General features: G+C 63.8%; 22 protein-coding genes. 9 read left to right on the forward strand and 13 right to left on the reverse strand.

The window, feature by feature from the left end:
• Positions 1-503 precede the first annotated feature (503 nt).
• The 4 genes from ADIAG_RS02385 to ADIAG_RS02400 all read left to right on the forward strand — a co-directional run bounded on the left by ADIAG_RS02385 (position 504) and on the right by ADIAG_RS02400 (position 8695).
• Positions 504-743 carry a hypothetical protein gene (locus tag ADIAG_RS02385; protein ID WP_152426009.1) on the forward strand — a complete coding sequence of 80 codons (240 nt, stop codon included), beginning with the start codon at positions 504-506 and terminating at the stop codon, positions 741-743.
• Positions 744-842: 99 nt separating this feature from the next.
• On the forward strand, positions 843-1757 hold the full coding sequence (locus ADIAG_RS02390; protein ID WP_007269700.1) for a ribokinase: 915 nt from the start codon (positions 843-845) through the stop codon (positions 1755-1757).
• 35 nt (positions 1758-1792) lie between these two features.
• Complete coding sequence (gene rbsD, locus ADIAG_RS02395; protein WP_007269701.1) at positions 1793-2176, forward strand: D-ribose pyranase; 384 nt, start codon at positions 1793-1795, stop codon at positions 2174-2176.
• Positions 2177-2380: 204 nt separating this feature from the next.
• Positions 2381-8695 carry a DUF4011 domain-containing protein gene (locus ADIAG_RS02400; RefSeq protein WP_007269702.1) on the forward strand — a complete coding sequence of 2105 codons (6315 nt, stop codon included), beginning with the start codon at positions 2381-2383 and terminating at the stop codon, positions 8693-8695.
• Positions 8696-8732: 37 nt separating this feature from the next.
• Here ADIAG_RS02400 and ADIAG_RS21565 read toward each other — a convergent pair whose 3' ends face one another.
• Positions 8733-8873 carry a hypothetical protein gene (locus ADIAG_RS21565; RefSeq protein ID WP_161623921.1) on the reverse strand — a complete coding sequence of 47 codons (141 nt, stop codon included), beginning with the start codon at positions 8871-8873 and terminating at the stop codon, positions 8733-8735.
• A 10-nt stretch (positions 8874-8883) separates the two neighbouring features.
• Between ADIAG_RS21565 and ADIAG_RS19830 the strand changes: the two genes are divergently transcribed.
• Positions 8884-9282, forward strand: coding sequence for a hypothetical protein (locus tag ADIAG_RS19830; RefSeq protein WP_007269703.1), 399 nt, complete (start codon positions 8884-8886; stop codon positions 9280-9282).
• A gap of 118 nt (positions 9283-9400) precedes the next feature.
• On the opposite strand, the gene ADIAG_RS02410 is transcribed toward ADIAG_RS19830, so the two are convergent.
• Genes ADIAG_RS02410 through ADIAG_RS02425 form a run of 4 tightly spaced genes read right to left on the reverse strand, consistent with a single transcriptional unit; the run spans position 9401 to position 13518 of the window.
• Positions 9401-9676, reverse strand: coding sequence for an HPr family phosphocarrier protein (locus ADIAG_RS02410; RefSeq protein WP_007269704.1), 276 nt, complete (start codon positions 9674-9676; stop codon positions 9401-9403).
• A gap of 55 nt (positions 9677-9731) precedes the next feature.
• Positions 9732-11768 carry a PTS fructose transporter subunit IIABC gene (locus ADIAG_RS02415; RefSeq protein ID WP_007269705.1) on the reverse strand — a complete coding sequence of 679 codons (2037 nt, stop codon included), beginning with the start codon at positions 11766-11768 and terminating at the stop codon, positions 9732-9734.
• Positions 11765-12745 (reverse strand): 1-phosphofructokinase family hexose kinase, encoded by a 981-nt coding sequence (locus ADIAG_RS02420; RefSeq protein ID WP_007269706.1) that lies wholly within the window; start codon positions 12743-12745, stop codon positions 11765-11767. The genes ADIAG_RS02415 and ADIAG_RS02420 overlap by 4 nt, the downstream gene beginning before the upstream one ends.
• A complete protein-coding gene (locus tag ADIAG_RS02425) occupies positions 12742-13518 on the reverse strand; it encodes a DeoR/GlpR family DNA-binding transcription regulator (RefSeq protein ID WP_007269707.1) in 777 nt (258 codons plus the stop codon). The genes ADIAG_RS02420 and ADIAG_RS02425 overlap by 4 nt, the downstream gene beginning before the upstream one ends.
• A 342-nt stretch (positions 13519-13860) precedes the next feature.
• Between ADIAG_RS02425 and ADIAG_RS02430 the strand changes: the two genes are divergently transcribed.
• The gene (locus tag ADIAG_RS02430; RefSeq protein ID WP_007269708.1) at positions 13861-14529 is read left to right on the forward strand and encodes a DUF4956 domain-containing protein; all 669 of its coding nucleotides are present in this window, start codon (positions 13861-13863) and stop codon (positions 14527-14529) included.
• Between the two features lie 2 nt (positions 14530-14531).
• Positions 14532-15362, forward strand: a complete 831-nt coding sequence (locus ADIAG_RS02435; RefSeq protein ID WP_007269709.1) for a polyphosphate polymerase domain-containing protein — start codon at positions 14532-14534, stop codon at positions 15360-15362.
• A gap of 279 nt (positions 15363-15641) precedes the next feature.
• Here ADIAG_RS02435 and ADIAG_RS02440 read toward each other — a convergent pair whose 3' ends face one another.
• Both ADIAG_RS02440 and ADIAG_RS02445 read right to left on the reverse strand, forming a co-directional pair.
• The gene (locus ADIAG_RS02440; protein WP_007269710.1) at positions 15642-16913 is read right to left on the reverse strand and encodes an MFS transporter; all 1272 of its coding nucleotides are present in this window, start codon (positions 16911-16913) and stop codon (positions 15642-15644) included.
• Positions 16914-16924: 11 nt separating this feature from the next.
• Positions 16925-17518 carry a TetR/AcrR family transcriptional regulator gene (locus tag ADIAG_RS02445; protein WP_007269711.1) on the reverse strand — a complete coding sequence of 198 codons (594 nt, stop codon included), beginning with the start codon at positions 17516-17518 and terminating at the stop codon, positions 16925-16927.
• A 597-nt stretch (positions 17519-18115) separates the two neighbouring features.
• Between ADIAG_RS02445 and ADIAG_RS20665 the strand changes: the two genes are divergently transcribed.
• On the forward strand, positions 18116-18394 hold the full coding sequence (locus tag ADIAG_RS20665) for a type II toxin-antitoxin system TacA family antitoxin (RefSeq protein ID WP_007269712.1): 279 nt from the start codon (positions 18116-18118) through the stop codon (positions 18392-18394).
• A gap of 39 nt (positions 18395-18433) precedes the next feature.
• Positions 18434-18910 carry a GNAT family N-acetyltransferase gene (locus ADIAG_RS02450; RefSeq protein WP_007269713.1) on the forward strand — a complete coding sequence of 159 codons (477 nt, stop codon included), beginning with the start codon at positions 18434-18436 and terminating at the stop codon, positions 18908-18910.
• Between the two features lie 85 nt (positions 18911-18995).
• Here the strand turns inward: ADIAG_RS02450 and ADIAG_RS02455 are convergent, their stop codons facing one another.
• From ADIAG_RS02455 to ADIAG_RS02480, 6 genes are all read right to left on the reverse strand, one after another.
• Positions 18996-20498, reverse strand: a complete 1503-nt coding sequence (locus tag ADIAG_RS02455) for an aldehyde dehydrogenase family protein (protein WP_007269714.1) — start codon at positions 20496-20498, stop codon at positions 18996-18998.
• Positions 20495-21199, reverse strand: coding sequence for an HD domain-containing protein (locus tag ADIAG_RS02460; protein ID WP_007269715.1), 705 nt, complete (start codon positions 21197-21199; stop codon positions 20495-20497). The genes ADIAG_RS02455 and ADIAG_RS02460 overlap by 4 nt, the downstream gene beginning before the upstream one ends.
• A gap of 48 nt (positions 21200-21247) precedes the next feature.
• Positions 21248-22546 carry an NAD(P)/FAD-dependent oxidoreductase gene (locus ADIAG_RS02465; protein WP_007269716.1) on the reverse strand — a complete coding sequence of 433 codons (1299 nt, stop codon included), beginning with the start codon at positions 22544-22546 and terminating at the stop codon, positions 21248-21250.
• A gap of 3 nt (positions 22547-22549) precedes the next feature.
• Complete coding sequence (locus ADIAG_RS02470; protein WP_007269717.1) at positions 22550-22870, reverse strand: 2Fe-2S iron-sulfur cluster-binding protein; 321 nt, start codon at positions 22868-22870, stop codon at positions 22550-22552.
• Positions 22871-22888: 18 nt separating this feature from the next.
• A complete protein-coding gene (locus ADIAG_RS02475) occupies positions 22889-23650 on the reverse strand; it encodes an SDR family NAD(P)-dependent oxidoreductase (protein WP_007269718.1) in 762 nt (253 codons plus the stop codon).
• A 128-nt stretch (positions 23651-23778) separates the two neighbouring features.
• Entirely contained in the window at positions 23779-25644 is a 1866-nt protein-coding gene (locus ADIAG_RS02480) for a PEP-utilizing enzyme (RefSeq protein WP_007269719.1), read from the reverse strand.
• Positions 25645-25662: the final 18 nt, after the last annotated feature.

Below are 25662 nucleotides of genomic sequence, written 5' to 3' on the forward strand. Positions count from 1 at the left end.
ATGACGCCAATGCCGCTCAGCGGTAGCACGGGGGTTCTCCTTTGAAATGCTACGTTGTAGGTTCTGGGGGCGTGGGGTCTAGCAAATAGTTGGGAGTACAAGTGCACCGACAAGAGCAATGGGTCCGACGACGGCCATGGGCATTGGCCACTGGATGAGTAGCTGATTGATGCGGGAGCGTTCATCTTCATCGGCGGTGGCTACAAGCGTCGCACCCACCGTCCGAACGCTAAGAGGTCCACGATCGGGGAACAAAAGCCAATCGCCGCGATCAATGCGCGGCCGGCGATGTCGCCGAAGCCACAAGCGGGATCGCCCACGGCACCAGGGCCGCGAGTATTCCGGTGGTTGATGCGAGGGCAGGGACAAGCCAGTCGATCAGGCAAATGGCAAGAGCCGCGATCAATGGACTTACTATCTGACTTGCGGCATCGCCCAAGAACTAAGCACCCATCGTTTGCAGGCCTCCGACGAAAGTGATGCTGCCACCAACCATCAGGACCGTGGACCAATCGATTTTGGCCACCGCAGTCTTGCCGGTCTTGGGGTCGACCAGTGTCATGACAGCGGTCGGCTTCGCCGCCGGCGAAAAGGGCACCCTGCTGGCCACGAGCGCGCAGAACCTTGCCGAACTCGGACGCCAGAGCGTGCAGAGCCTCGCCGGGTCCCTGGCCGGAAAGGACGTCGCGGCAACCGTCGCCGTTACCGTTGACACAGTGATCGCCGAGAATACCGGCGCATAGACCAAGTAGCATCCTCTGGGGAGCCCCGCGCATGTCGAAGGCTCCCACGCCCGCAACACGGGCAGCACACTCCAAGCACCGCACAAAGGAACAATGATCATGGCATCGACTACGCAAGTGACCATCGTGGGCTCATCAAACGTGGACATCACCGCGCTGATGAATCGGCTGCCCGGCCCGGGCGAGACGGTCCTTGCCGATTCGTACCGGCTCACTCCCGGCGGCAAGGGCGCCAACCAGGCCCTCGCCGCGGCTCTCGCCGGTGCCAGAACCGAATTCATTGGTGCCGTCGGCAATGACCCGCACGCGGAGATCGCCCTGGGCCAGTTGGCCGAGGCAGGGGTGGCCCTCGATCGTGTCAAACATATTGAAGGTGCGACAGGCGTTGCCATCATCAGCGTCGACGCCAAGGCGGAAAACAGCATTGCGGTGATCTCCGGTGCCAACTCGAGTATGGAGGCTGCGGCGGTCACCGCCGCCGGCGCGCTTGAGGGCGTGCTGGTCTTGCAGGGAGAAATCCCCGAATCAGGGATCCGCGCGGCCATCGATGCCGCCACCGGGCCCATCGTGCTGAACCTGGCACCGGTCATCGACCTGGACCGCGACTACCTCTGCCGGGCCAACCCGCTGGTGGTTAACGAACACGAGGCCGCCCTGATCCTGGCCCAGCTCGAGGGAAGCAAGGAACTGAGCACCGACCCCGAGCCGGTCATTGCCCAGCGCCTGTGCGATGAAGGCATCGCCTCGGTAGTCATCACCCTCGGCGGGGAGGGCGCACTGGTGGCGGTGCGCGGAACCGATGGCGCCGCCGAGATCACCACGTTGCCCGCCGTGAAGGTCACCGCCGTTGACACCACCGGTGCCGGAGATGCCTTCACCGGCGCCCTGGCCGCGCGCCTGGCCGCCGGTGAAACCCTGATCGAAGCCGCCGGATTCGCCGGCCGCTTTGCCGCGCTGACCGTGCAGGAACACGGAGCCCAAGCCTCCTACCCGCGCTCGCTGAACAACCTCTAAACAATCCCCAAGATCCCCGAAAGCCCAGGACACCCGTGCTCAAAACCGACATCCTCAACGCGCCTCTGCTCAGCGCACTGGCCACCCTGGGACACACCGACACCGTGGTGATCGCCGATTGCGGGCTGCCCATTCCTGCCGGCCCCAGTATCATCGACCTCGCGCTGGTGCGCGGGACCCCCAGCTTCGAAGACATCCTGGAGGTCTTGGCCAGGAACTTGGTCATCGAATCAAGCACCCTGGCCAGCGAGGCACAAGGGACCGGAGTCGAGCGGATCTGCCAAAACCACGGGCTTGCCGCGGACTTCCTCACCCACGAACAGCTCAAGGAAGCCCTGCCGCGTGCCAAGGTTGTGGTGCGCACCGGCGAAACCACCCCGTACGCCAACGTGATCCTGCACTGCGGGGTCGATTTCTAGTCCTGTGACTCCTTGCCCTCCCGGGCAGGGAACAAGCCGATGTGCCGAAGACCGGCCGTGTACCCGCACCCGCGGGGACGTGGCCGGTCTTCGCTTTGTGCCCACGGTGCACCCTTGCAGTGTGCACCGTGGGATAGGTTCATGGAGGGAAGAAGCAGCCCAGAGAAAATCCGGGCGCGCACCAGTTCGAGGAGACCGTAAACGATGTTCCACAGTGACTACGTGGGAGCCGCATTGGATGTGGTCTCGAATGCTCTGGCCTCGTTGACGGCGCAAAAACGCGTGGAACGGACGGCAAATGCCGGGCTGAGCTCTCTGGCCGCACGGCTCGAAAGCGCCGTGGGAACCCCGGAACCAGCAGTCGGTCTGATGACTTTTCCGACCGCGATGCGTGACTACCTCGCATTCGCAGCCGAACATCCCGAATCCCGCCAGCCCGAACACGACATCCGGAGTCTGCAAGAAATCCACCGGGTGTGGGCGACCGGCGCCACCATGTCGGAAGCGGACATGCAGGTGGCCTTTCAGACCTGTCAGGAGTTTCTCAGCGCACTGCAATTGGGCGATGCGGCGCAGCAGGTTCAGGCGCTGCTGAACGCCGCCGCAGCCGGAGATCCTGCCACCGCGTGGGGCCACACCCCGGTCGGCGACCACCTTCTGATCGATATTGCACACAGTAAATCGGTCAACTATGTCACGGCCCACAGCCACGCCCGGATTCTGGAACAAGTGGTGCTGGATAACCGAGCCGGGCATGCTCGTTCGGTGCTGGTGACTGCCGTGGTGATGAGCGGCAACCTGCCGGTCTCCGCGGTGGCCGATCGCCGACTGGAGCTGCCTCCGGGGGTGAGCACCGTCGAGAATCTGGACGTGGTGCTGGATCCCGCGGCTTTCTCGCTGATCGATTCGACGCGTCAGGGACAGCTCATCGTGCGGATCGCCGAACATTCGACGCTGGTCGCCGAGGCCTCGGAAAGCATCGAACTGCTGCCGGCCAACCACTGGCCTGGTGCCGCAACCCAGGTCAACGCGGAGCTGCTGGCCTCCTTCGTGCAGCCGCAACACCCCGCATTGACCCAATTGCTTTCCGAGGCGAGCGACCTCTTCCGCACCCGCACCGGGAACCTCGAGGCCCGGATCGGTAGCACCGAAAGGGCCGACACCTCGGTCCAGTGCATCTTCGATGCGTTGGGTACCCGCGGGATCAGCCGTGCCGCATCGCCGGTGGGCCGGGAGCTGACAGATCCGGGCGGAGAATACCTCCGCGATGCCCAGGAGATCCTTAGCGCACGGGTTGCATCTTCAGTGGAATCCACGCTGCTGTTTTCCGGGTTGCTCGAGGCGGTGGGCATCAACTCGGTCATCTTGTTGGCGCGCGGGCACGCATTCCTGGCCTACTGGCGCACGCCCGATGGCTCGCTGCCCAGCGTCAGCCTCGACTCCGAGGGTGCAGGGGCGCTGACCAACCTCGTAGCTGCAGGGCAGCTGCGCATCGTGGAAACCACGGCCATCACCGCCGAAGCCGGCGCGCTCAATGCCGAGTCTTCGGCCACGACCAGAAAAGAGTTCGCGCAAGGTCCGGAGGCGGAAGGCCTGCTCGTTTTCGCCATTGATATCAAGGCCGCACGGCGCTCGGGCATCACGCCGCTGCCGGCCAAGGGTGTTTCGGCGGCCGGCAAACCGATCGTCGTGCGGTACCAGGCCGCGGCCACCGACACACTCGAACGCTTCTTCAAGGAAAAAGCCGAACGCCAGCAAACAGTTCCATCTTCACAAGGGAAACCGGCGCCTGCCCGCATCGCCGCATGGAAGAACGGGCTGCTGGACCTCTCCTTGCGCAACCGGTTGCTGAACTTCACCGAACGCTCGCGCTTTGAACTGGCGGTGCCCGAGTCGGTGGTGGACGGCTTCGAGGATCTGGTCAACAACTCCAAGGCCATCGAGCTGCTGCCCGCCGACGAGATCGGCGCCTTGGACAAAGAGCGGTACAAAGCCGGTCCGCTGCTACCAGTGGAGCGCCGTGTCGAGCTGCTGTTTTCCCGCAGCCGGGTCTACACCGGGCTCGAAGCTGACCGGTATCTGACGCGGTTGCGCAGGATGGCCAGTGAAGCCAAGCGGATCATTGACGACAACGGTGCCAACAACCTCTACCTGGCCCTGGGATCGTTGAACTGGTCCATGGATGGCAAGGCCTTGCGCTCCCCGTTGTTTCTGGTCCCCGTCCACCTGAAACCTGCAGGGCGCGGCAAGCACTATCGCATCGAAATCGACGACACCGGCAGCTCCACCCCGAACTACTGCCTGGCCGAGAAATTGCACGAACAGTTCGGTCTGCGCATCCCCGGATTCGAGGACCCCGAACAGGACGGCTCGGGCATCGACCTGGCCGCTGCCCTCGATGCACTGCGCAACGCACTGGTGCAAGCGGAGCTTCCCTTCCACATCGAGGGAACCGTGGACCTGGCGATCCTGCAATTTGCGAAGTTCCGCATGTGGAAAGATCTGGACGAGAACTGGGAAACGTTTATGGCCGCACCCCTGGTGCGGCACCTGGTAGAAACCCCGACCAGCGAATTCACCGACCCCGCGGGCACCGCTGCCCGGAAGCCGTCAGTGGACCTAGACCAGCTGGCCGCAAGGCTTCCTGTCCCCGCGGACTCCTCCCAGCTCGAGGCGGTTGCCGCGGCACAGTCCGGGCGCACCTTCGTGCTCGAGGGCCCGCCAGGCACCGGAAAATCCCAGACCATCACCAACCTGTTGGCCCACGCCATGGCCTCGGGCCAACGCGTGCTCTTCGTGGCGGAGAAACGTGCAGCGCTTGAGGTGGTGCGCAAACGCCTCAACGAGGTAGGGCTCGGGGAATTCGCTCTTGACCTACACGACAAGCGCTCCTCCCCGAACGCCGTCCGGGCACAGATCAAGGCGTCGCTGGACCACCTGGTTTTTGCCGATACGACCGGGATGAAGCTGGCCGCCGGCGACCTGAAGACCTCCGTGCGCCTGCTCGCCGGCTACGCCCACGACCTGCACGCGCCCAACCCTGCCGGTTACACCGCCTACGGCGCGCACACCACGGCCCTGTCCATGGACTGGGACATCGAAGCGCTACCAATCCCGGAGCGCTTCGCCGCCCGCGCCGGCCACGACGAGATCGAAGCGGTCCGAGAGGCACTACTGCGGCTGCCCGAAACCGCACAGGGGACAGACCCGCGGACCGAACACCCCTGGGGCTTTGTCGGCGGCCCCCTGGCTCAGCCGCACCACTTAGAACTTCTGGAAGCCACCGACATGCTGGGCACGACGTTGGCCGGCGCAACCCGCTTGCACCAGGACGACGCCCTGGCCTCGCTGGTGGACACCGCGGCCGAACCCGCGGACCTTCGCCGGCTCGCCGAGCTGTTGGAGGGCCAGGTGCCACCACACATCCTCGACGCCGCAGCATCACCGGTCTGGCAGCAGCAAAGCAGCGAGCTGTTGGCCGAGGCACGGGACCTTGCAAAAAACCTGGCCTGGTTGCCGAACACCGTTGCACCCGCGGTGCTTGAACGGGACCTCGCCCCGGTACACACCGCGGCCGTTGATGCCGACAGGTTCGGATTCCTCGGACTGGGCCGCACCAAACGCCGCCGGGCGGTGATCACCAAGCACTTCGGTTCGAACTGGCGGGGCACTGAAACCGATACCAAAAACCTCGTACCCATCCTCGAGTCGTTGGTTGAGGCACGGGCCCGCTGCGCCGGGATCGTGGCGGGCTTCGCGGAAATACCAGAGATCCGGCTCGGTCGGCATTGGAACCCGTTCAGCGAAGACGACATTAACTCCGTGGCCGGGCAGCGCGAGAAGCTGGTGCACCTGGCCGGGGAGTTCGCCGGCTACGGAGGCCCCGCGGTGGACGGTCCAGCCGAAACGGCTCTGCGGGACGTCTTGGAGCGGGCCGAGCCCGCCGACGCCGGATTGGGTGCTGAACTGCGGGAGCTGGCCACCGCATGGGATGCGCTGCTCGGAGCACTGCCGGTGGAACTGCGCACCCGTTCGACGTGGCCCGGCACCCCCGCGTTCCTCGGCCGCTTCGGACGCACCCGCGAAGAGCGCGGCACCGGGCTCCAAGCCGAGCGCGGCCTCCAACGGTGGTCGGCGTTCCTCGAAGGCCTTGAACCAGTCAAAAGCCACGGACTCGATGTTGCGTGGGTGCAATTGGCCACCGGGGCCTTCGACGCCGCTGACGCACTGCGTGGATTCATGCGCGGCACCGCAGAGTCGGCCCTGGCCGAAAGACTCGCGGCCCAGGGGCTTGATACCTTCAACTCCGAGACCCAGAAGCGCACCATCGAGCGGTTCGCCGTTTCCTCCCACGCGATGCGCACACACGTGGGCAAGTCCCTGCCCGAGGCGATCACGCGGGAACGCGCAACAAAATTGAAAACAGCCGAGAAACGCATGGGGGAGTTAGCCAGGCAACTCGAACGCCGCCGTGGTGGGCTCAGCGTGCGCCGGCTGATGGACTCCTATGGGGACTTGGTCACCACCATCCTGCCGTGCGTGCTGGTCAGCCCCGACTCCGCCGCCCGATTCTTCCCACCGCGGGCCGGGGAATTCGACATCGTGGTTTTTGACGAAGCCTCGCAGATCCGTGTTGCCGACGCGATCGGTACCCTGGGGCGGGCTAAGTCCGCGGTCATCGTGGGCGATTCCAAACAGATGCCGCCTAGCTCCTTCGCCGAGGTGTCAGTGGACCCCGGAGACGATTCCGACGCCGAACTGCTGGTCGCCGACGAGGAATCGATCCTGAGTGAGGCAGTCATGGCCAGGGTGGACCGGCGCTGGCTGTCCTGGCACTACCGCAGCCAAGATGAATCCCTGATTGCGTTCAGCAACAAGCATTACTACGACGGCAAGCTCTCTTCCTTCCCGTCCCCACGCAACGGGTCCGCGGCCCGCGAGGGCTACGGAATTTCCCTCATCCGAGTCCACGGCACCTTCCACCGCACGGGAACCGCCGGGGTGCTGCGCACCAACCCGGTGGAGGCCGGACAGATCGTGGAGGAGATCAAGAAACGCTTCGATGCTTCGCCGGCTACCTTCCCCTCCATCGGCGTGGTCACGTTCAATGCCCCGCAACGCGATCTCATTGAAGGCCTGTTGCGTGATCACGAAGACGAGCGCCTGGGCGCTGCGTTGGAGACGGACTTGGAGGGATTGTTTGTCAAAAACCTGGACAACGTGCAGGGCGATGAACGCGATGTGATCTTGTTTTCCACGGCCTTCAGCACCAACGCACAGGGCCGGTTGCCGTTGAACTTCGGCCCGTTGAACAACATCGGTGGCGAACGCCGGCTGAACGTGGCCATCACCCGCGCTCGGCGCCAGGTCAAGGTGTTCTCCAGCTTCGATCCCGTGGACCTGCGGGCCGAAGAATCCTCCGCGCTGGGCATCAAACACCTGCGTGCATACCTGGATCTGGCCGCCGAGGGCACCCGCGTGCTGGGCAACGGGTCGATGGACTCCCTCGCCCGGGACAGGCACCGCAAGCAGGTGGCCGAAGCTCTGCGCGGGCGCGGACACCACGTGGCCACAAACGTAGGGCTCTCCGACTTTCGGATAGATATCACCGTGGCAGATCCTCAGCGCCCCGACGAACCCTTGATGGCGATCCTGCTCGATGGCGAAGCCTGGGCCGCGCGCAAGACTGTGGGGGACCGCGACGGGTTGCCGCATCAGATCCTGCGGAACCTGTTGGGCTGGGAGACAGTCGCCCGGATCTGGTTGCCGGCCTGGCTCCAGGACGCGGAAGCGGTGCTCGAGTCCATCGATGCCGAACTGGCGAACGCAGGAAAGACGCGGGAAGCCAAGGAAACGGCACCACGCAAGGCGAACCCAGTGAGCAGGAACGCCGAAACTCCGGGTTCTGCAGCCAAGGATGCCCTTGATACAGCGCCCGAGGGAAAGCGGCGCGATTACGCCGGTTCGGCCCAACCCTTCACACCGTGGGGTTCGCGCCAAGTCGGTGCCATCGATGAACTCGACGAGCTCAAGCGGGCCGCAGGCAAGAGGAAAGCCGCAGCACTGCTGGCCGAGATTGTGGAAGCCGAAGGGCCGATCCATCGGCGGCGGTTGGCCCGGTTGGCCAACGGCGCCTATGGCTTGGGCAGGGTCTCGGCGGCACGGGAGAAGTCGATGTTGGCGGCATTGGACAAGAAATCCCACACCACGGACTCCGACGGATTCATCTGGCCATCGAAGCAGGAGCCCACCAAATGGATCGATTATCGGACTGGCTTCGCTGCGCACGAGCTGAACATCGAGGAGATCAGCCCCCGGGAGATCTCCAACCTCATATGTGCCAGGGTATCGCTGGCCGGAGAATCCGGTGTGGACGAGCTCAAGCGCAAGGCCATGGGCATCCTGGGCTACGGGCGGATGACCGAGAAGGTTTCCGCCTGGCTGCAGCAGGGGCTGGAGCTTGCGGTGCGCGAGCAACGCCTGGAATCAGTGGCCGGCAGGATTCGTCCGAGCCTGTAGCCCGACGGCTCCGGGACAGGCCCGCCCAGAAGCTTGGTTACTTGGCGGAGCGCTCGTAGGGGATCTCTTTTCCTGCCTCGATCACGATCTTCAGCCGGTTCTCCACTGGTGGAAGCGGGCAGGCTGCTCGGTATACAAAACCAGATTGGCAGCTGAGATGAGCAAAGGAGCTGGCCACGAGGCAAACCTTGGATCCGGAGCTCAAAGCGCAAAAACTCGTCGACGACCTTGACGAGCTTTCCGCAGCGAAGCAGGCCCGCGATCGTGGACTCAACCAGCGAAGTATCGCAGAACTGTTGGGCACCCACCAGGCCAAGGTGCACCGCCTACTGAAGGCCATTGAACGCCGAAGCGGAGATCTGCCACCGGGGCCGGAAGAAATCCTGCTGAGGGCTTATGTCGAGGGACGCGACCGAGCCGCGGTGCTGGAGGAGCACAAAAGTTTCCACTACACCGATGGGCAGGACGCACCGTACCCATCCGAGGGCCGAATTCCCGGCGCTTGGGACCAAGTGGTCGCCTCATTCGCCAAAGATCTGCTCCAGAAGGCCGAATTCGACGAGATCAGCACGGCAGTTGGACACTAGGAAAGCGCAGCTGCACCAGGGGGGCTCCTTGACGCGATGCCCCGAAAACCCCGTGTCCCGGGTGCAGCTTCGCAGGGAAGCTCCACCCGGAACACGGGGGCAAACGCCGGGACCACGCTTAGGCGTCGTGGTCCGTTTCCAAAATCGCTGCCAAGGTTTCGAGCACTGACTCCGCACCCTCACCCTCGGCACGCAAGACGACCTTGGTGCCGTACTCGGCGCCCAAGCCCATCAGCGAGAGGATGCTGGCGGCGTCCAACGCCTCGTCGGCCGGCTCTCCCTCACGGGCGATGGTGACCTCGAGGTCCTGGTTGCCGGCGGCCTCGGCGAAGATGGCTGCCGGACGGGCGTGCAAGCCGACACGGCTGGCGACGGTGGCTGTACGTTCTGCCATGACTGGCTCCTTAGACTTGTGGATTCTTGACATGGAATATTAGATGCTCGGGCCGCTATGCGGAGACCGTGGCTGGTTCTTCGGCCGTGATGGCCTGCGGTGCGCTCTTGCGGACGAACTTCTTCAGCACGATCACCAGGATGGCCGAAACCACGGTTCCCACCAGGGTGGAGAGAAGGAACATCGGCCAGGTGTTGTTCATGGCGAAGAAGACGAAGATGCCACCGTGCGGTGCCTGGGAGAGCACGCCGAAGCCCATGATCATGGCTCCGGTGATCCCGCCGCCGACCATCGAGGCCGGGATGACGCGCAGCGGGTCGGAAGCAGCAAACGGGATGGCACCCTCGGAGATGAAGGAGAAGCCCAGCAGCCAGGCGGCCTTGCCGTTTTCACGCTCGGCACCGGTGAACAGCTTCGGTGAGATGACCGTGGCCAGGGCCATGGCCAGCGGGGGAACCATACCTGCGGCCATCACGGCGGCCATGATCATCAACGGTGCGGGGTTCTCGGCAATCGAGCCGGCACCCAGACCTGCCACGGCAAAGGAGTAAGCGACCTTGTTCACCGGGCCACCCAGGTCCACTGCCATCATGAGTCCCAGGATCAGGCCCAGGGCCACCGCGGCGGTGCCGGTCATGCCCGAAAGCCAGCTGTTCAGTGCCACGGTCAGTTGGGCGATGGGTCCGCCCAAGATCAGGAACATCAACCCGGAGGCGATGATCGAGCCCAGCAGCGGCACGATGACCACCGGCATCAGTCCGCGCATGAAGCGCGGGACCTTCCAGGAGCTGATCCAGCGAGCGGCCAAACCGGCGAGCACGCCGCCGACGATGCCGCCGAGGAAGCCTGCACCCATGAACCCGGCAACCGCGCCGGCGGTGAAGCCCGGGGCGATGCCCGGCCGATCGGCGTAGGCGTAGGCGATGTAGCCGGCCAGCGCCGGGACCAGGAAACCCATGGAGAGGTTACCGATCTTGAAGGCGACGGCACCCAGGTAGGCAGCCAGCCCGGCATCGGGCAGGTTGAAGATCGTATTGTCGGCCAGGTAGGTGTCTGCGACGTCGGTGATCGCGTAGCCGCCGAGCAGGAAGCCCAACGCCATGAGCAGACCACCGCCTGCAACAAACGGGATCATGTAGGAAACGCCGGTGAGCAGGGCGCGCTTGAGCCCTCCGCCGAAGGACTCCTTGTCGGTGGAGTCGTTTCTTTCCTCGGAGCCGGTGCCGGCCGGGACACGGCGGGAGTGCGGATCCTTGGAGGCGGCGATGGCATCGTTGATAAGTTTGGCTGGTTCGTCGATGCCGCGCTTGACCGGGACCTGGATCAGCGGTTTGCCGGCAAAGCGGCCGCGATCGCGCACATCCACATCCACGGCGAAGATCACCGCATCAGCGGAGTCGATAATCGACTGGGCCAGCGGGGTGGAACCCGAGGAACCCTGGGTTTCCACGGAGAATTCGACGCCCATTTCTTCGGCGGTCTGGGCCAAGGAATCGGCTGCCATGTAGGTGTGGGCGATGCCGGTGGGACAAGCTGTGACCGCGACGATCCGCGCCACCGGCGCGCTTGCGCCGGGTGCTTCGGTCGGGGCCGCGGCGGGAGCTGCAGTGGCGGCGACCGCGGCAGCTGCAACTGCCGGGTCATCGGAGAGCACCGCGGACACCAGCTCCACGATCTGCTCCGGGGAGGTGGCAGCGCGCAGGGCAGCGGTGAAAGACTTCCTAACCAGCGCGCGGGCCAGCTTGGAGAGCAGCTTCAGGTGCTCGGTGTCCGCCCCTTCCGGGGCGGCAATGAAGAACACCAGGTCCGCCGGGCCATCCTTGGCACCGAAGTCCACGGCCGGGGCCAGCCGGGCCATGGCCAGAGTGGGTTCCAGTACCGCGGCGGAACGGCAGTGCGGGATGGCGATGCCGCCGGGAACACCGGTGGCGGTCTTGGCTTCACGAGCCTTGGCATCTGCGGCCAGGGCAGTGGCGTCGGTGGCCCGGCCCTGGGCGGCGACGAGCCGCGCGAGGTGGTCGATGACCTCGTCGGTGGCGGAGCCCAGATCGGCATCCAGGCTGACCAGATCGGGATTGATGAGTTCGATCATGACTTCGTCCTTGGGGTTGTGATCAGCTCGGCGACGCTGACGGCATCGTGGTCCAGCTGGTAGGGGGTGGGAATTGCCGAACCCGGCAGGGACGCGGCGGCAGAACCGTAGGCCACTGCCCGGGCCAGGCGCTGCGGGGCGGGTTCGCCTGCAGCATCGGCCAGCAGGTAGCCGGCCAGTGATGAATCTCCGGCGCCCACGGTGGAGCGCGGGGTGATGGGCGCATGGGCGGCATGCCAGGAGCCTTCGGAATCCACCAGCACCGCGCCGCCGGCCCCGAGGGTCGCCAGCACCGTGCCGACCCCGCGGTCAACCAGCAGCTGGGCTGCGGCGGCGGTAACTGTCGGAGAATTCTCGAAGTCGGTGTCCGGTCCCTGGTCGGTGAGTTCGGCCAGCTCCTCGGCGTTGGGTTTGATCAAATCCGGCAGTTCGGTGACCTCCGCGGCGAAAAGTGCGCGCAACGGGTCCCCGGAGGTATCCACAGCAATCTTGGGGGCCGCGAGGCCCAGAGACCCGCGCACCGTGGCCAGCAGGTCCGCGTAGAAGGAATCTTTGACACCCGGAGGCAGCGAGCCGGCCAGCACCAGCCAGCTGGCCGAGCGGGAAAGCTCCACGATGACTCGAACGATTTCTTCCAGCACCGCCTTATTGAGCAGCGGGCCCTGCTCGTTGATCTTGGTGGTGGTGCCATCGGGGTCGGTGATGGTGATGTTGGTGCGCAGCAGGTGGTCGATGTGCACCGAGCGGTGTTCCACATCATCGGCGACCAGCTGGCGCAGCAGCGGATCGGTTCCGGCACCCGGCAAGACCGCCAGCGTGCGCCCTCCGGCCTGCTTGATGGCGCGCGAGACATTCACGCCCTTGCCCGCTGCCTGGGTGTGGGTGCCACGCGAGCGCTGCACCCCTCCGTGGTCCAGGGCGGCATCCAGCTCGATGGTCTTATCCAGCGCCGGGTTCATGGTCAGGGTGATGATCATGCCAGCACCACCTCCACGTCGGCGGCCTCGAGGGCGGCGGCCAGTTCGCCGTTGGGGGCGGCATCTGTGACCAGAGTGTCGATTGCATCAAGTTTCGCGAATTGCACGAGGGTGAGCCTTTCGAATTTGGAGGAGTCGGCCAGCACGATCACGCGTTGGGCGCTGGAGACTATGGCGGTTTTGACCGTGGCTTCCAAGGGATCAGGGGTGCTCAGGCCGAAGGTGGAGTGCAGGGCATTGGTGCCGATGAAGGCCACGTCGGCGTTGAGCTTCGAGAGCTGGTCGACGGTTCCGGCTCCGGTGGCGGCGCTGGTCAGCCCGCGGACCCTGCCGCCGATGAGCTCCAGGGGGATCTGGGTGTTTGTGGCAATGCGGGCGGCAATGGGAAGTGCGTGGGTGATCACCAGTGAGGGGGTGTTAGTGGTGTCCTGGGCGATCAGCCCGGCCAAAATCTCGGTGCTTGTTCCGGCGTCGAGCATCACCGAGACGCCTTCTGCGGGGAGGAGCCGATGGGCTGCCCGGGCAATGCGGGATTTGGCCTCGGAGTGGATGGTGGTGCGCTCGAAATGGCTTTCTTCTCGGGTGCTGGCGGCCTGGGTGGCCACGGCGCCGCCGTGGACCCGGCGCAGCGTGCCCTCGGACTCGAGCTGGGCCAAATCCCGCCTGACGGTTTCGCGGGTGATATCGAAGCGTGCCGAGAGCTCGGCGACGGTGACCTTCCCGTTGCCGGCGATCATCTCGGTGATCAGGCGGTGCCGTTCTTCGGCGAACATTGCTTCCTCGCGTCCAGTGATGTGCCACACATGAATCTGTGTTTAACTGACTTTATGCCCGATTGTGTGGGAACGTCAAGTGGTTTGTGTGGGAAATGTGAGTTTGCCTGCGGATGAGCCCGCTTTCTTGGCGAATGGCCCGCGGATCTGATGCGCTGATTTGCGCCTGGCCGTCAGGATTTCATCGGGCCGCGTAGCCCTGGTTAGGTTCCGTTCACCCGCAGTTTTCTGCTCGTTCATGAGAGCTCTCTCATCAAACACTCCTTTTCATCTCATCTTGGATCAATATTGTCCTAGTCAGACAGGGAATGAGTTTCCTCCAACGAGATGAAGGAGTTCGACATGCAGAACTTTTGGATAGCACTGGCAGCCAACCTGATTGCGATGTTGGTATTGGTATGCGGCATCTACTACCGCCGGCACTTCCGCAAGGACTTGGCCCTGGCGTATCTGGCGCTGAACTTCGGAATCTTCGGGGTGACGATGCTGCTCAACGGTTCCGGCGCCGGAGCCGGCCTTGGCTTGGGACTGTTCGGCATCCTGTCGATCATCCGGCTTCGCTCGGACACCCTCACCCAGGAGGAAGTCGCCTACTACTTCATTTCGCTGGCCATCGGCCTGATCAACGGCCTGCACCCTGACCCGTTCTGGCTTTCCCCGGCGCTGAGCCTTGCCATGGTGCTGGTCATGTTCGTGGCCGACCACCCAGCCTTCGGCCGCCGCACCATGCGCCAGACCGTCACGCTTGATGCTGCCTATGCCCAGCAGCAGGACCTGCACGCTGCGCTGGCCGACCTGCTTAACGCCAAGGTGCTGCGCACCGTGGTGCTCGAGCTGGACATGGTCCGTGACCTGACGATCGTCGATGTGCGCTTCCGCGCCAACACCACGGCCGGCAAACAGCAGAAGCTCGTCGATGCCCCGGACATCGAGTCCATCCCGTCCCCGGCCGAACGGCTCCAGGCCCAGCGCTCAGGGGAGCGGGACTTCGCCCAGCAGCAGGGGCGCTAGCCATGACCACGACCCAATACTCCGAAACCGAAGTGCTGGCCGGGTCCTGTGCCCAAGCTCTGGCCGAGGCAGCCGAGGCTGCGGATCCGATTTCACTGGAGGACGTTGTCAGTGAGGCCGCCCTGATGACCCGGGTGGATAAGAAGTTCCTGCTGAATGCCGGACAGTTCACCGAGCTGATGGCCCGGCTGGGTCCGTCTTTTCGAATCATGCAGATCGGGGAGCGGCGGATGTTCACCTACGAATCGGTGTATTTTGATACTCCCGATTTGGAGATGTTCACCGCGCACAAGCAGGGGCGCCGACGCCGATACAAAATCCGCACGCGTACCTACGCCGATTCTGGGTTGTGTATGTTTGAGGCGAAGTTCAAGGGATTGCGCGGGCAGACCGTGAAACACCGGATCCCCTACGACGTCTCGGAACGCAACACCATCAACGCCGAGGCCCACGGCTTCCTCACCGAGCAGCTGAGCACCCAGTACAACCAGGAACTTCCGCATCTGGAACCGGTGATGCGCAGCGACTACATCCGCGGGACGTTCGTGAACCCGCTGGATGAGGAACGCCTGACCTGCGACGTGAACTTGGTCTACACCCAGAATGGAACCGTGGTGCACGGCCCGGATCTGTTCGTGATCGAAACCAAGACCGCCGACGGGCGGGGCGCCGCCGACTCGGCGCTGGCTACGATGGGCATCCGCCCGGTAAGTATGAGCAAGTACTGCATCGGGATTGCGCTGCTGCACCCGCACCTGGCCGCCAACAAATGGAGCAGACTGCTGAAACAGAAATTTGGGTGGAATCGTACCCCGCGCCAGATATCGCGCTAAGCACCGGATTCAACGGAGCGTCGTGGCCTCACCACAACCTGGTGGGACCACGACGCTCCGTTGCTGTGTGCGGGAGTTCAATCGCATCCACCGCTTGGATGCGATTGGTCGTTAAAGGTTTGAGCACCGGCCGGAAGATTCGGGGGAGGAATCTTGTTTCCAGCCGGTGCTCGCATCACTCGCACCTTCATGAGGTACTAACGACTCTATGATGCAAACCTATGGATTTGATGTGGCCGGCCATGACGTTGAGTGTGAAAAATCGTCGTGGGTTGCGTGTCAGCGACTGGATGCCGCGGCGGCTACCAAACGGATGCGCTTGGCTCGTGAACCGATCAGCAGTGCGAGTGCGACCAATGACAAGGTCACCACGAGTGCAGCGTAGCCGTAGACCACGTTCTGCAGTCCGAAGTTGGGTATCAGCAGTCCGGCCACCAGCGTAGGTATGCCGAACGCGAGGTAGGAGACCAGGTACACGGAGGAAAGCGTCCCGCCGCGTTGCCGGGCCGGAAGTAATTCGAGGACCGAGCGGAGCCCGCCTTGGAATCCCGCGCCGAAACCGATGCCGCCAATGATGCTGGCGGCGAAGAATATCCAGGTGCTTTCCATGGCCACCGCGGCGGCGATCGCGGCCACGCCGAGGATGAGTGCGACGGCGCCCGTTGCCATCACTTTCTCGCTCTTGATCCGGAAGCTGAGCAGCCCCGTCAGGGCCCCGGTGCCGGTCAGAGCGAAGATGGCTAATGCCCCGAGCGAAGGGGAAGCAATGTTCAGCAACGTCTTGCTGACGTTGGGTCCGATGCCCAGATACAGGCCAACCAGCGCCCAACTGGCGCACAAGGCACCGACCGCCGTGAAGAATCGATCGCGGACCTCGCGGGGAATCATGAGCGCGGGAACCAGCGAGCGCAGCATGCCGGCCCGGCGGGGGTGCTTCTCCTTCAGGAAAGCAGCGGCGGCACAGGCGAGCAGCAGCGGAATGAAGACCACGATGTAGGGAACTTGGAACGGGTGGGAAGAAAATTCCACCAGTACGCCACTGAGCAGGGCGCCGAGTCCCAGGGATGCTGGCGGCAGTGCGCCGTTGATCATGGCGACCCTGGCATGTTTCCACGCGGGGCTGTAATCCAGTAACGCCGCACCAAGCGTGCCGAACCCCAATCCCGAGGCAACGCCCTGAAGCACGCGGGCGGCGACCAGGTCGCCGAATCCGTCGGCCAGGGCAAGAACCGCCATGGAGGCCGCGGCAACAAACAAGGCGGCCATGGCGACGGGCCTCCGGCCGATATGGTCCGAAAGTCCGCCGGCGGTCAGCAAGGTGGTGATGAGCCCCAGGATATAGGCGGCAAAGACAGTGCTGATGGCCAGCGGCGTCAAGCCCCACTGTTCGGCATAAAGCGGAAAAAGCGGGGAGGGTGCACCGGAATGTGCGGCCAGAAGCGCGAGCCCCACCGCGGCGATGAAGAAGCCGCGACGATCCGCAGTGTAGATCGCCGGTGTGGGTGTGAGGTCGGAGGGGCCGGCCTCAGATGCTCGGATGGGCTGCGCCATGAGGGGGCCTTTCATTTGTTGGCGAGCAGGCCGTTGAGGGAAAGCTCGATGGTGTTGCGGAGGGTGGTCTGGTCCAGTTCGCTGGTGTCGCGCATCAGCCGGAAGACGGCCGCGCCGAAGATGACATCGATGGCCACGTTGATGTCCACATCGGCAACGATCGCACCGGCGTCGATGGCGCGGGTGAACAGCGGAAGCATAGTTTCGCGGCGGGGGCCCAGATAGTACTCCTGAAAATACAGGGCGCCGCTCGGCTCCATCGAGCAGGCGGCCAGCAGCTGGAAGAACACCCTGCCACTTTCGATGCTGTGAAAGCTCAGTGAGGCGACCGCGAAGTCAATCAGATCCGCCAGGGGATCGACGCACTCGGGGATCGTGAGGGCCGCGGTGGCCGTGCGCCCGAATGCCTCGGCCACGATGGCGTTCTTTGACGGCCAGTGCTTGTAGATGGTTGCGGTGCTGACACCTGACCGGGTAGACAGGCGTTCGATGGTTACTCCAGGGAAGCCCGCCTCGAGCAGCAGTTCATTGGTGGCGGCCAGGACCACTTGGTGCGTTTGCTGGCTCCGGGGCCGGGTGCTGACTGGCCAAATGCTGATATCCACGCGCAACCCCTTAACTAAAGTGACACTTCACTTTAGCATTGGAGCAAATACATCGCCTGGGAATGCGGAGGTGATACCGGGCACCAGCAGTGGGCGGGCCGTGATAGGTGGGCACCGGCAGCATCGAGTGTTGCTGCGTCGGAATGGATCCGCCGAGGGCTGCCGAAGTCCTAAAAGCGAACCGCTGTCAAAGGTGCCATGGCGATGCGAGGAGCACGACAGGGGCTCTGCCACATGGAGTGCGTGGCGGATGTTGCCGGCACGGTTTCCTGGACGATGAGGAAACACGTGGTTAAAGGTTTGAGCACCGGCCGGGAGATTCGGGGGAGGAATCTTGTTTCCAGCCGGTGCTCGCATCACTCGCACCTTCATGAGGTACTAACGACTCTAGGGTCCGGAGCTATGGATACGATGTGCCTGTCCATGACGTTGGGTGTGAATACGTTGCTCGAGGGTGGCCAGCAGGTAACGCGTGTCAAAGTCATAAGGCGCGAGCGCCGGCGATGCATGCACACCACTTGAAATGCAGTTCTGTCGATCCGTGGACTTGGAGCTGGCCCCGTACGTACAATGTGAGTACAAGAAAGGTGGCGTGTAATGGAAACGAGACCCCAGAAGACGCAGAGGATCAATTTACGGGCGACTGCCAGCCAAGAAGAAGCCATTCGACGTGCGGCCGATGCGACTCATAGGTCAGTCACTGACTTTATCTTGGAAGCAGCAAGCATTGAAGCGGACCGGGTCATGGCAGACCGCCACCGATTTGCCCTCAGCGCAGCGCAATTCTCGGAATTTGAGCGGCTGCTCGATCAGGAATTGCCTTCGAATTCCAAGTTGGCAAAACTTACCCGACGCCCGAGCCCATTCAAGGGCTAGGCGGTGGAGCAAACTGATTTTCAGGTTCCTCGACGGCTCATGACAGACGACGATCGGACCTCATTTGCAAGCGGAGCCCCCGAACTAGATCGCTGGTTCCAGCGCTCCGCTCTTGAAAGCCAACGTGCGAATCGAGCCGTCACCTACGTTGCGACTGATGGCCAATCGATCATCGGATATTATTCGATTGTTGTCTCGGCGGTCGAAAAAGCCGAGACTCCGGCAAAATTTGGCAAACCGTCCGACCCCCGACTGATACCTTGCATTTTGCTGGCACGTTTAGCGGTTTCGCAGCAACATCAAGGCATGGGGGTTGGGGCAGGACTGTTCAAGGACGCACTGGAGCGCTCGGCGTTCTTGAGTGAATCGGTGGCGGCGCAGGCGATGCTGATTCATGCAAGGGAAGAAGCAGCCAAGGCCTTCTACAAAAACCTCGCCGAGTGTTTTGAGTTGCCGGGCAATCCCCTGCACCTGATGATTCCCATGAAATGGATCCGCTCCAATTTTCTTCCGTAATCCGCTGAAAACTGGTGATCTCCAATGAGCGCCAAGCCGCCGGTCAGATGGTTTCTCCATCTGACCGGCAACCCGGTTTCCGGCATCAACGGCGGTGAATCGACTTATAGCTCAGGTACGCGGCCAGTCCCTCGGGGCCGTATTCAGTGCCCAACCCGGAATCATTGCGCCCGCCAAAGGGTGCGGCATGGTTGGACGCGAAGAAGTTGATGCCGACGCTGCCGGTGTCCATGCGCTCGGCGGCGGCCTGCGCGGCATCGGTATCGGCGCCAAAGACGAGGCCGCCCAGACCGAACTCGGTGTTGTTGGCCAGTGCTATACCCTCATCGATCCCGTCGTAGCGCAATATCGAGACCACCGGCCCGAAGATTTCCTCCCGGGATATCCGCATCCCGGGTGTCACATCAGCAAACACCGTCGGGGCAATGAAGTAGCCTGCGTCCAGGCCACCGCCCAACTGCACCTTGTGTCCGCCGGTGGTGGCACGGGCGCCCTCTGCCCGGCCCGACTCGATGTAATCGAGCACCGTGCGGTACTGGCTGGCGGTGGCCGTGGGTCCGAAGACCGTGGCCGGATCCAACGGGTCCCCCTGGGGCGCGGCGGAAATCGTGGAGGTCACCAGCTCCACGACCTCGTCGTAGCGCTGCGTCGGGGCGAGGATTCGCGTGGAAATGTAGCAGGTCTGGCCGGTGTTGCGCATGCAAGAGCGAATTAGATTGCTCCCCATGGCGTCCAGATCCGCATCGGGAAGCACCAGCGCGCTGGACTTGCCTCCCAATTCGAGGGTGACCGGACGCAGCAGTTCCCCGCAGGCGGAGGCGATCTTGCGTCCCACCGGCGTGGAGCCGGTGAACGCCACCTTGTTGACCAGCGGGTGCTTGACCAGCGCATCGCCCAGCCGTCCCGACCCGGTGACCAGGTTGGCCACACCATCCGGAACACCTGCGGCGGCCAACGCATCCATGATGATCCTGAATGACAGTGGCGTGGGGGAGGCAGGCTTCATCACCACGGTGCACCCGGCCAGGAGCGCGGGCGCCAGCTTGATGACCATCAGGTTGATCGGGAAATTCCACGGGGCAATCAGCCCACACACACCCACCGGGTCCCGGCGCACCAAGGATTCACCCAGACCGTTGGGGAACGGACGGACATCCTCGGATTCCAGCAACGGGGCCAGCGAGGCGAAGTAGCGGAAGATGGACGCCGCGTTTGCTGCTGCACCCTTGGTCTCCGAGATCGGAGAGCCGTTCTCCAACGTGTTGGTCAGCGAGAGCTCGGTGGATCGCGCCTCGATCTGATCGGCAACGCGCAGCAGCACCACGGCGCGTTCGGACGGGGCCAAGCGCGGCCACGGACCGGAGTCGAAGGCGGTACGAGCGGCGACTACCGCCTTCTCGAGGTCTTCGGTGGTGCCCTCGGCGACCGAACCCCACACCAATGCGGTGGCCGGGTCGGTGACGTCGTTTCGGGCGGTAGTCGTTGACGCAATCCAGACACCGTCGATGAAGTGGGTGTCGACGTGGCGGTAGGGAAGGACAATCGCTTCGCGCGCGGCCGCGGAGCCAAGCAGCTGTTGCATGCTCATCGCAGTACCGCCGTATGCAGCAGGTCGCGCGAACGCTCCAGGTCAGTGGTCGCCATGTCCACAGCGGCGGCGGTGATGAGCTCCGGGATGATCTCGGTTTCCAGCCGGTCCGTGTAATCGGCAGGGTTCTGCGAGAACCAGCCGGCGGCCAGCGCGATGCCGGCATGGTCGAAGCGCCACAGCCTGTCGGCGTCGCGCATCAGCGCGTCCTCTAGGGAGTGAGCCACCGGACGGGTGTCGTGCCCGTCGATGATGGCACAGACCGCCTCGATGAACTCGAGCTCGTAGCCCAGTGGAGGCAAGACTCGCCGGGCCACCTCGCAGCCCAGCCGTTCGTGCTCAAAGCGGATGCCTGCCTTGCGCCAATCACCGCGGAAACCCTCGGAGATGATCTTGGTTTCATCCACATGTGCCCAGCCGGTGTCGTGCAGCAAGGTGGAAACCAACACCAGCTCACGGTTCGCTTCGGGGTAGGCATCACACAGGCGGCGGGCGAAGGCCAGCGAGATCGGCAGGTGGATGTCGTTGCCGCGGGCCCGGGTCTCTGGAACTACCGCGGTCCACAGCGGAAGCAGATCCGGTTCGAGGCCAGGAGTGAGGCAAATCGGGCTGGTGTCCACCTGCTCGGGTGTGGGAATGGGGCGTTGCGGGTAGGCCGCGGCAAAGTCGGCACCGGGATCGGTATCGGTGAGGGTATTCATGTCGCGTACGGCTCCTTGCATCAGAGAAAAGTATGGGGGCGAGGGGGACTAGGCAATCAAGGTCTTGAGCATCGTGGCCGGATCTGCCGCGGCCACCGAGTCAATGGACCTGCCGGCGGCCAGAGCCTGTTTGACGGCCATGAAATCCAACGGTGCATTGACCGCGTCCGCGGCAATGATCCGCCCGGAGCGGTAGTAGAGCACCGTGAATTTTCCTCTCTCCGGATCCCTGCGGAGCACCGTGGAATCGAACCCGGTGGACAGCCCGGCGATCTGCAGCTTCATATCGGCCTGGTTGGACCAGAACCAGGGGATACCTGCATATTCCTCACTGCGCCCCATGAGCGAATAGGCCGCGACCTTCGCGTGCTCGATGGCGTTGTTCACCGATTCGAGACGGATGCGCTCACCGGTCGGGGCGCCCGGGACCGGGTTGGGCATGTTGGCCACATCCCCGACCACGATGGTGGTGCCGTCGGAGGCCACAGCCCCGGAATCGACGAGGATACCGTTGTTGACTTCCAGGCCCAGGGCCTCACCGAGCTCGGTATTGGGGATGACGCCGATGCCCACCAAGACGATCTGGGCTTTGAGCACGTCACCGTCCTCAAGTTTGACTCCGCACAGCGCACCATGGCCGTCATCAATGATTTCTTCGATGCGGGCACCGATGCGGATGTCCAGGCCGCGCTTGCGGTGTTCGGTGAGGAAATATTCACTGGTTTCCTCACCCACGGCTCGGCCCACCAACCGCGGCCCGTATTCCAAGACCGTGACACGCTTGCCCATGGAAGCCAGGGAACTCGCTGCCTCCAATCCGATGAAACCGCCGCCGACCACGACCACGTCGGTGGTGGTTGGTGCCAGCTCCTTCAGACGCAAAGCGTCGTCGGCGTTGCGCAGGTATACGACCCCGTCCAATCCGGCGCCGGGTGCTTCCAGCAGCCGCGGGCGGGCCCCGACGGTCAGGGCCAGCCGGGTATAGGGGTAGTCGGTACCCGAGGTGCCGTGGGCGAATCCGCTGCCGTCGGGGTTGGAGTCCAGAGACGCGATCCGCTCGCCCTTGACCAGCGTGATGTGGTGTTCAATCCAGTACTCGTTGGTGCGGAAGATCAGCGACTCGGAACCGACCTTGTCCTGGAGGAATTCCTTGGACAGCGCGGGGCGTTGGTAGGGGCGGTGGTCCTCATCGCCCAGCAGCGTGATGTGTTCGGTGTAGCCCAGGGCGCGTAAGGAAATGGCCAGCTGCACCCCGGACTGGGAAGCTCCGATGATGAGCAGCCCGGTGGCGGTGCCCGCGGTAGGAGCCTCGGCGCCGGCGAGCGAGGGGACGATGAGCGTTTCCATGTTTTAAACCTGCGTTTCCGGGGTGGTCACGTGCAGTTCCTGGCCTTCGGCCAAGCGGATTTGGCAGGAGAGCCGGGAGTTATCCGCACGGTCCTCGGCGGTTCCGTAGAGCATCTCATCCTCCATCTCGCCCATGGGTTCCAGGCTCGGCAGATCGGCCTCGGCCACAAAAACGTGGCAGGTGGCGCAGGAGAGCGAACCGCCGCATTCGGCGACGATGGCCGTGACGCCGTTGCGGACGGCGGTCTCCATGACCGAATCGCCGGCATTGGCGTTGATGGTGGTGGTGGCACCTGCTGCATCGGTGAAGTGGACTGTAGTCATGGTGGTCTTCGGACCTTTCTAGATGAACTGGCGGCCACCGTCGACGACGAGCGTCTGACCGGTGATGAACGATGAGTCGGGGCCGGCAAGGAAAAGCGCGGCACCGACGATGTCTTCTGGTTGGCTGGCCCGTTTGAGTGCGCCGCGGTCGACCCCGTAGCTTTCGGCGTTTTCCATCAGCCCGAAGCTGGCCTCGGTGAGGGTGAAGCCCGGAGCGATGGTGTTGACAGTGATGTCTCGTCGGCCCAATTCCTTGGCCATAACCCGGGACAAGGCAATGACACCGCCCTTGGAAGCGACGTAGTGGGCCCACTGCTCGGAGCCGGAATAGACGGTGGCGGAGGCCAAGTTGATGATCCGCGAGCCGGCGCCCAGATGGGGACTCAGGGCTCTGGCCATCAGCCACGGACCCTTGAGATTCACGGCCATCACCCTGTCCCACTCGTCGGTATCGATATCTTCGAAGGGGGAGCGGGTGACGGTGGCGTAGATGGCCGCGTTGTTGATCAGGACTTGGATGTGCCCGCCGGCAAATCCCGCGACTTCGGCGGCGAGGGCCTCGGTGGAGGCGCGGCTGGTGACATCGACGGTGAAGCCTGCGGCGGTGCCGCCGGCGGCCTGGACCAGCTCAACGGTGGTGGCAGTGCCTGCCGGATCGATATCCGCCGCGGCGATCCGGTAGCCGCGCTTGGCGAAGCCCAGGGCAAAGGCCCTGCCGAGTCCTCCTGCGGCGCCGGTGATAAGCACCGTGCCGGGGGCGGTGGGTGATTCGGTGTTCATGTGCTGTACCTGGGGGCCTTTCACGGGGACGGATGCCGGGGTGGAAAATCTGCTGGGGTGGTGGGCGGGGCCTTGGGGTGCCCCGCCCGCCTGTGGATGCCAGGGTCTGCTCTTGGGGGCGAGCAGTCTTAGGCGTGCGTGTGGGAGTGCGCGCCGGGTCCGGAGACCACCGGTGACTCCTCCAGGATTTCGACGGTGCCCTTGGTGCCATCCACGCGCAGCATCTGGCCGGTGCGGATGGTGGTGGAGGCGCTTCCGGTTCCGGTGACGGCCGGCAGCCCGTACTCGCGGCAAACGATCGCCGCGTGGCTCATCATCCCGCCGATGTCGGTGACGGTCGCCTTGATCTTGCCGAAGATCGGGCCCCAACTGGGTGCGGTGATCGGTGCGACGAGGATTTCCCCCGGCTGCACCTCGGAGAGGTCATCGGCGTGCATGACGACCCGGGCCGGGCCCTCGACCCGGCCGGGGGAGGCCGCCATGCCCTTGAGCACACCGGTTTCGCCCTCCTCGTCCCCGCCCAGCCACTGCTGGACCTGCTCGGTGGTGATGCCCCACAGCATCCGGGTGAACGGCTCGGTGATGATCTCCGGCGGGGTGTTCAGGGCCGGGGCCGGGCGGGCGGTCTTCAGCGCATCGACGATGCCGCGGCGGCGTTCGATCTCCTTCGGCCACACGACGTTGCCGATCGGGTCTCCGGCGCCGATGCCCCAGGAAGTGACGAGGTCAAAGAGCACGTCGCGGACCTCGTTGCGGCCCAGGTAGAGCATGTCCTCGGGTTCGTTCCACAGGCCCTGGGCATGGAGCATGCGGCTCAGTTCGCGGACCTTGCGCCAGAACACGCCCATGGTCCAGTGCTCGATGTAGAAGTTGTGGTTTTCCACGTACGGGTAGGCGGTGGCGGCCAGGGTGCGCTTGGCATCGAAGACCTCGCGGATTTCCGGATCCAGCAGTTCCCGGTATTCGGAGACGATGCGGTCCTTCTCCTCGATCAGCTTCGCCGTGGGGCGCATGATGTTCGCACCGTCCTGCAACCGGCGGATGTAGTCGGCGATGAAGCCCAGCGGGATCTCCTGGTGCTCGATCCAGTACTTGTCGTGCCCGTAGAAGCCGTTGCCGATCGTGAAGTTGAACCAGGGGTCCTTGGCTTCTTCCCAGCGGGCCAACCAGGTTTCCCCGCCCTGTGAGGCGGCAATGGTCGCCAAGGTGGCGGCTGGGTCATCGGTGTTGGAGAACGAGTCGGTGATTTCCAGTTCCACGGCCAGCTTGGCCAGGTCCTTGAGTTCATCATCGGGGCGGAAAAGTTCCATGTCCACGCCCTGGACCATGGTGGCGATCGACTGGTCGGGCATGTTCGGGAAGACTTCCTTGCAGAAGTTGAAGAAATCCAGGTAGGCAATGTAACCCAGGTTCAGGAACTCAAAGTGGTACTGCCAATTCTGGTAACAGAGCTGGATCAGCCGGTCGTAGTTCTCCAGCAGCACCTCCGAACCATCCTTGGCCTTGCCGGAGAGAATGTCTTCCATCGGCACCATCTCGGGCAGGGCCTCGAAGCTGAGAGCCTCCATATCGCTGATGGTGCCCTTGACCTTCACGTGCCACTGCTCCAGTAGGGTTTCCCAGTTGGCGAAGTAGTGTCCGATGCGGGCCTCGAATTCCGGGACACGGGCGGCGATCTGTTCTTCCGGCACGGGCAGGGGGGACATATAGAGGTAGCCGAGGTGGATGCGGAAGTCGATGCCGTTGGCGTTGGGGATCATCAGGTGGCGGGCGTTGTACTGGCCCAGGCACTTGACGGCGAATTCCCCGCCGATGGTTTCAAAGGGCTTGAAGACGGTGGGCCAGTGCTGCGAGTCGCAGAACCAGAACTTCTCGTCTTCCTCGGCCTTCAGTGCGTCCTGGAAGACCAGGTAGTACGGGTAGAGCTCCTCCCAGCCTTCGGCGCCCGGAGGGACTTGGAGATCGGAGGGCTTGGGAAAGGATTTCATGCTCATGGTGGTGGATGCCTTTCA

Origin of the sequence: Paeniglutamicibacter gangotriensis Lz1y (assembly GCF_000348945.1) — a bacterium.
Lineage (GTDB): Bacteria > Actinomycetota > Actinomycetes > Actinomycetales > Micrococcaceae > Paeniglutamicibacter > Paeniglutamicibacter gangotriensis.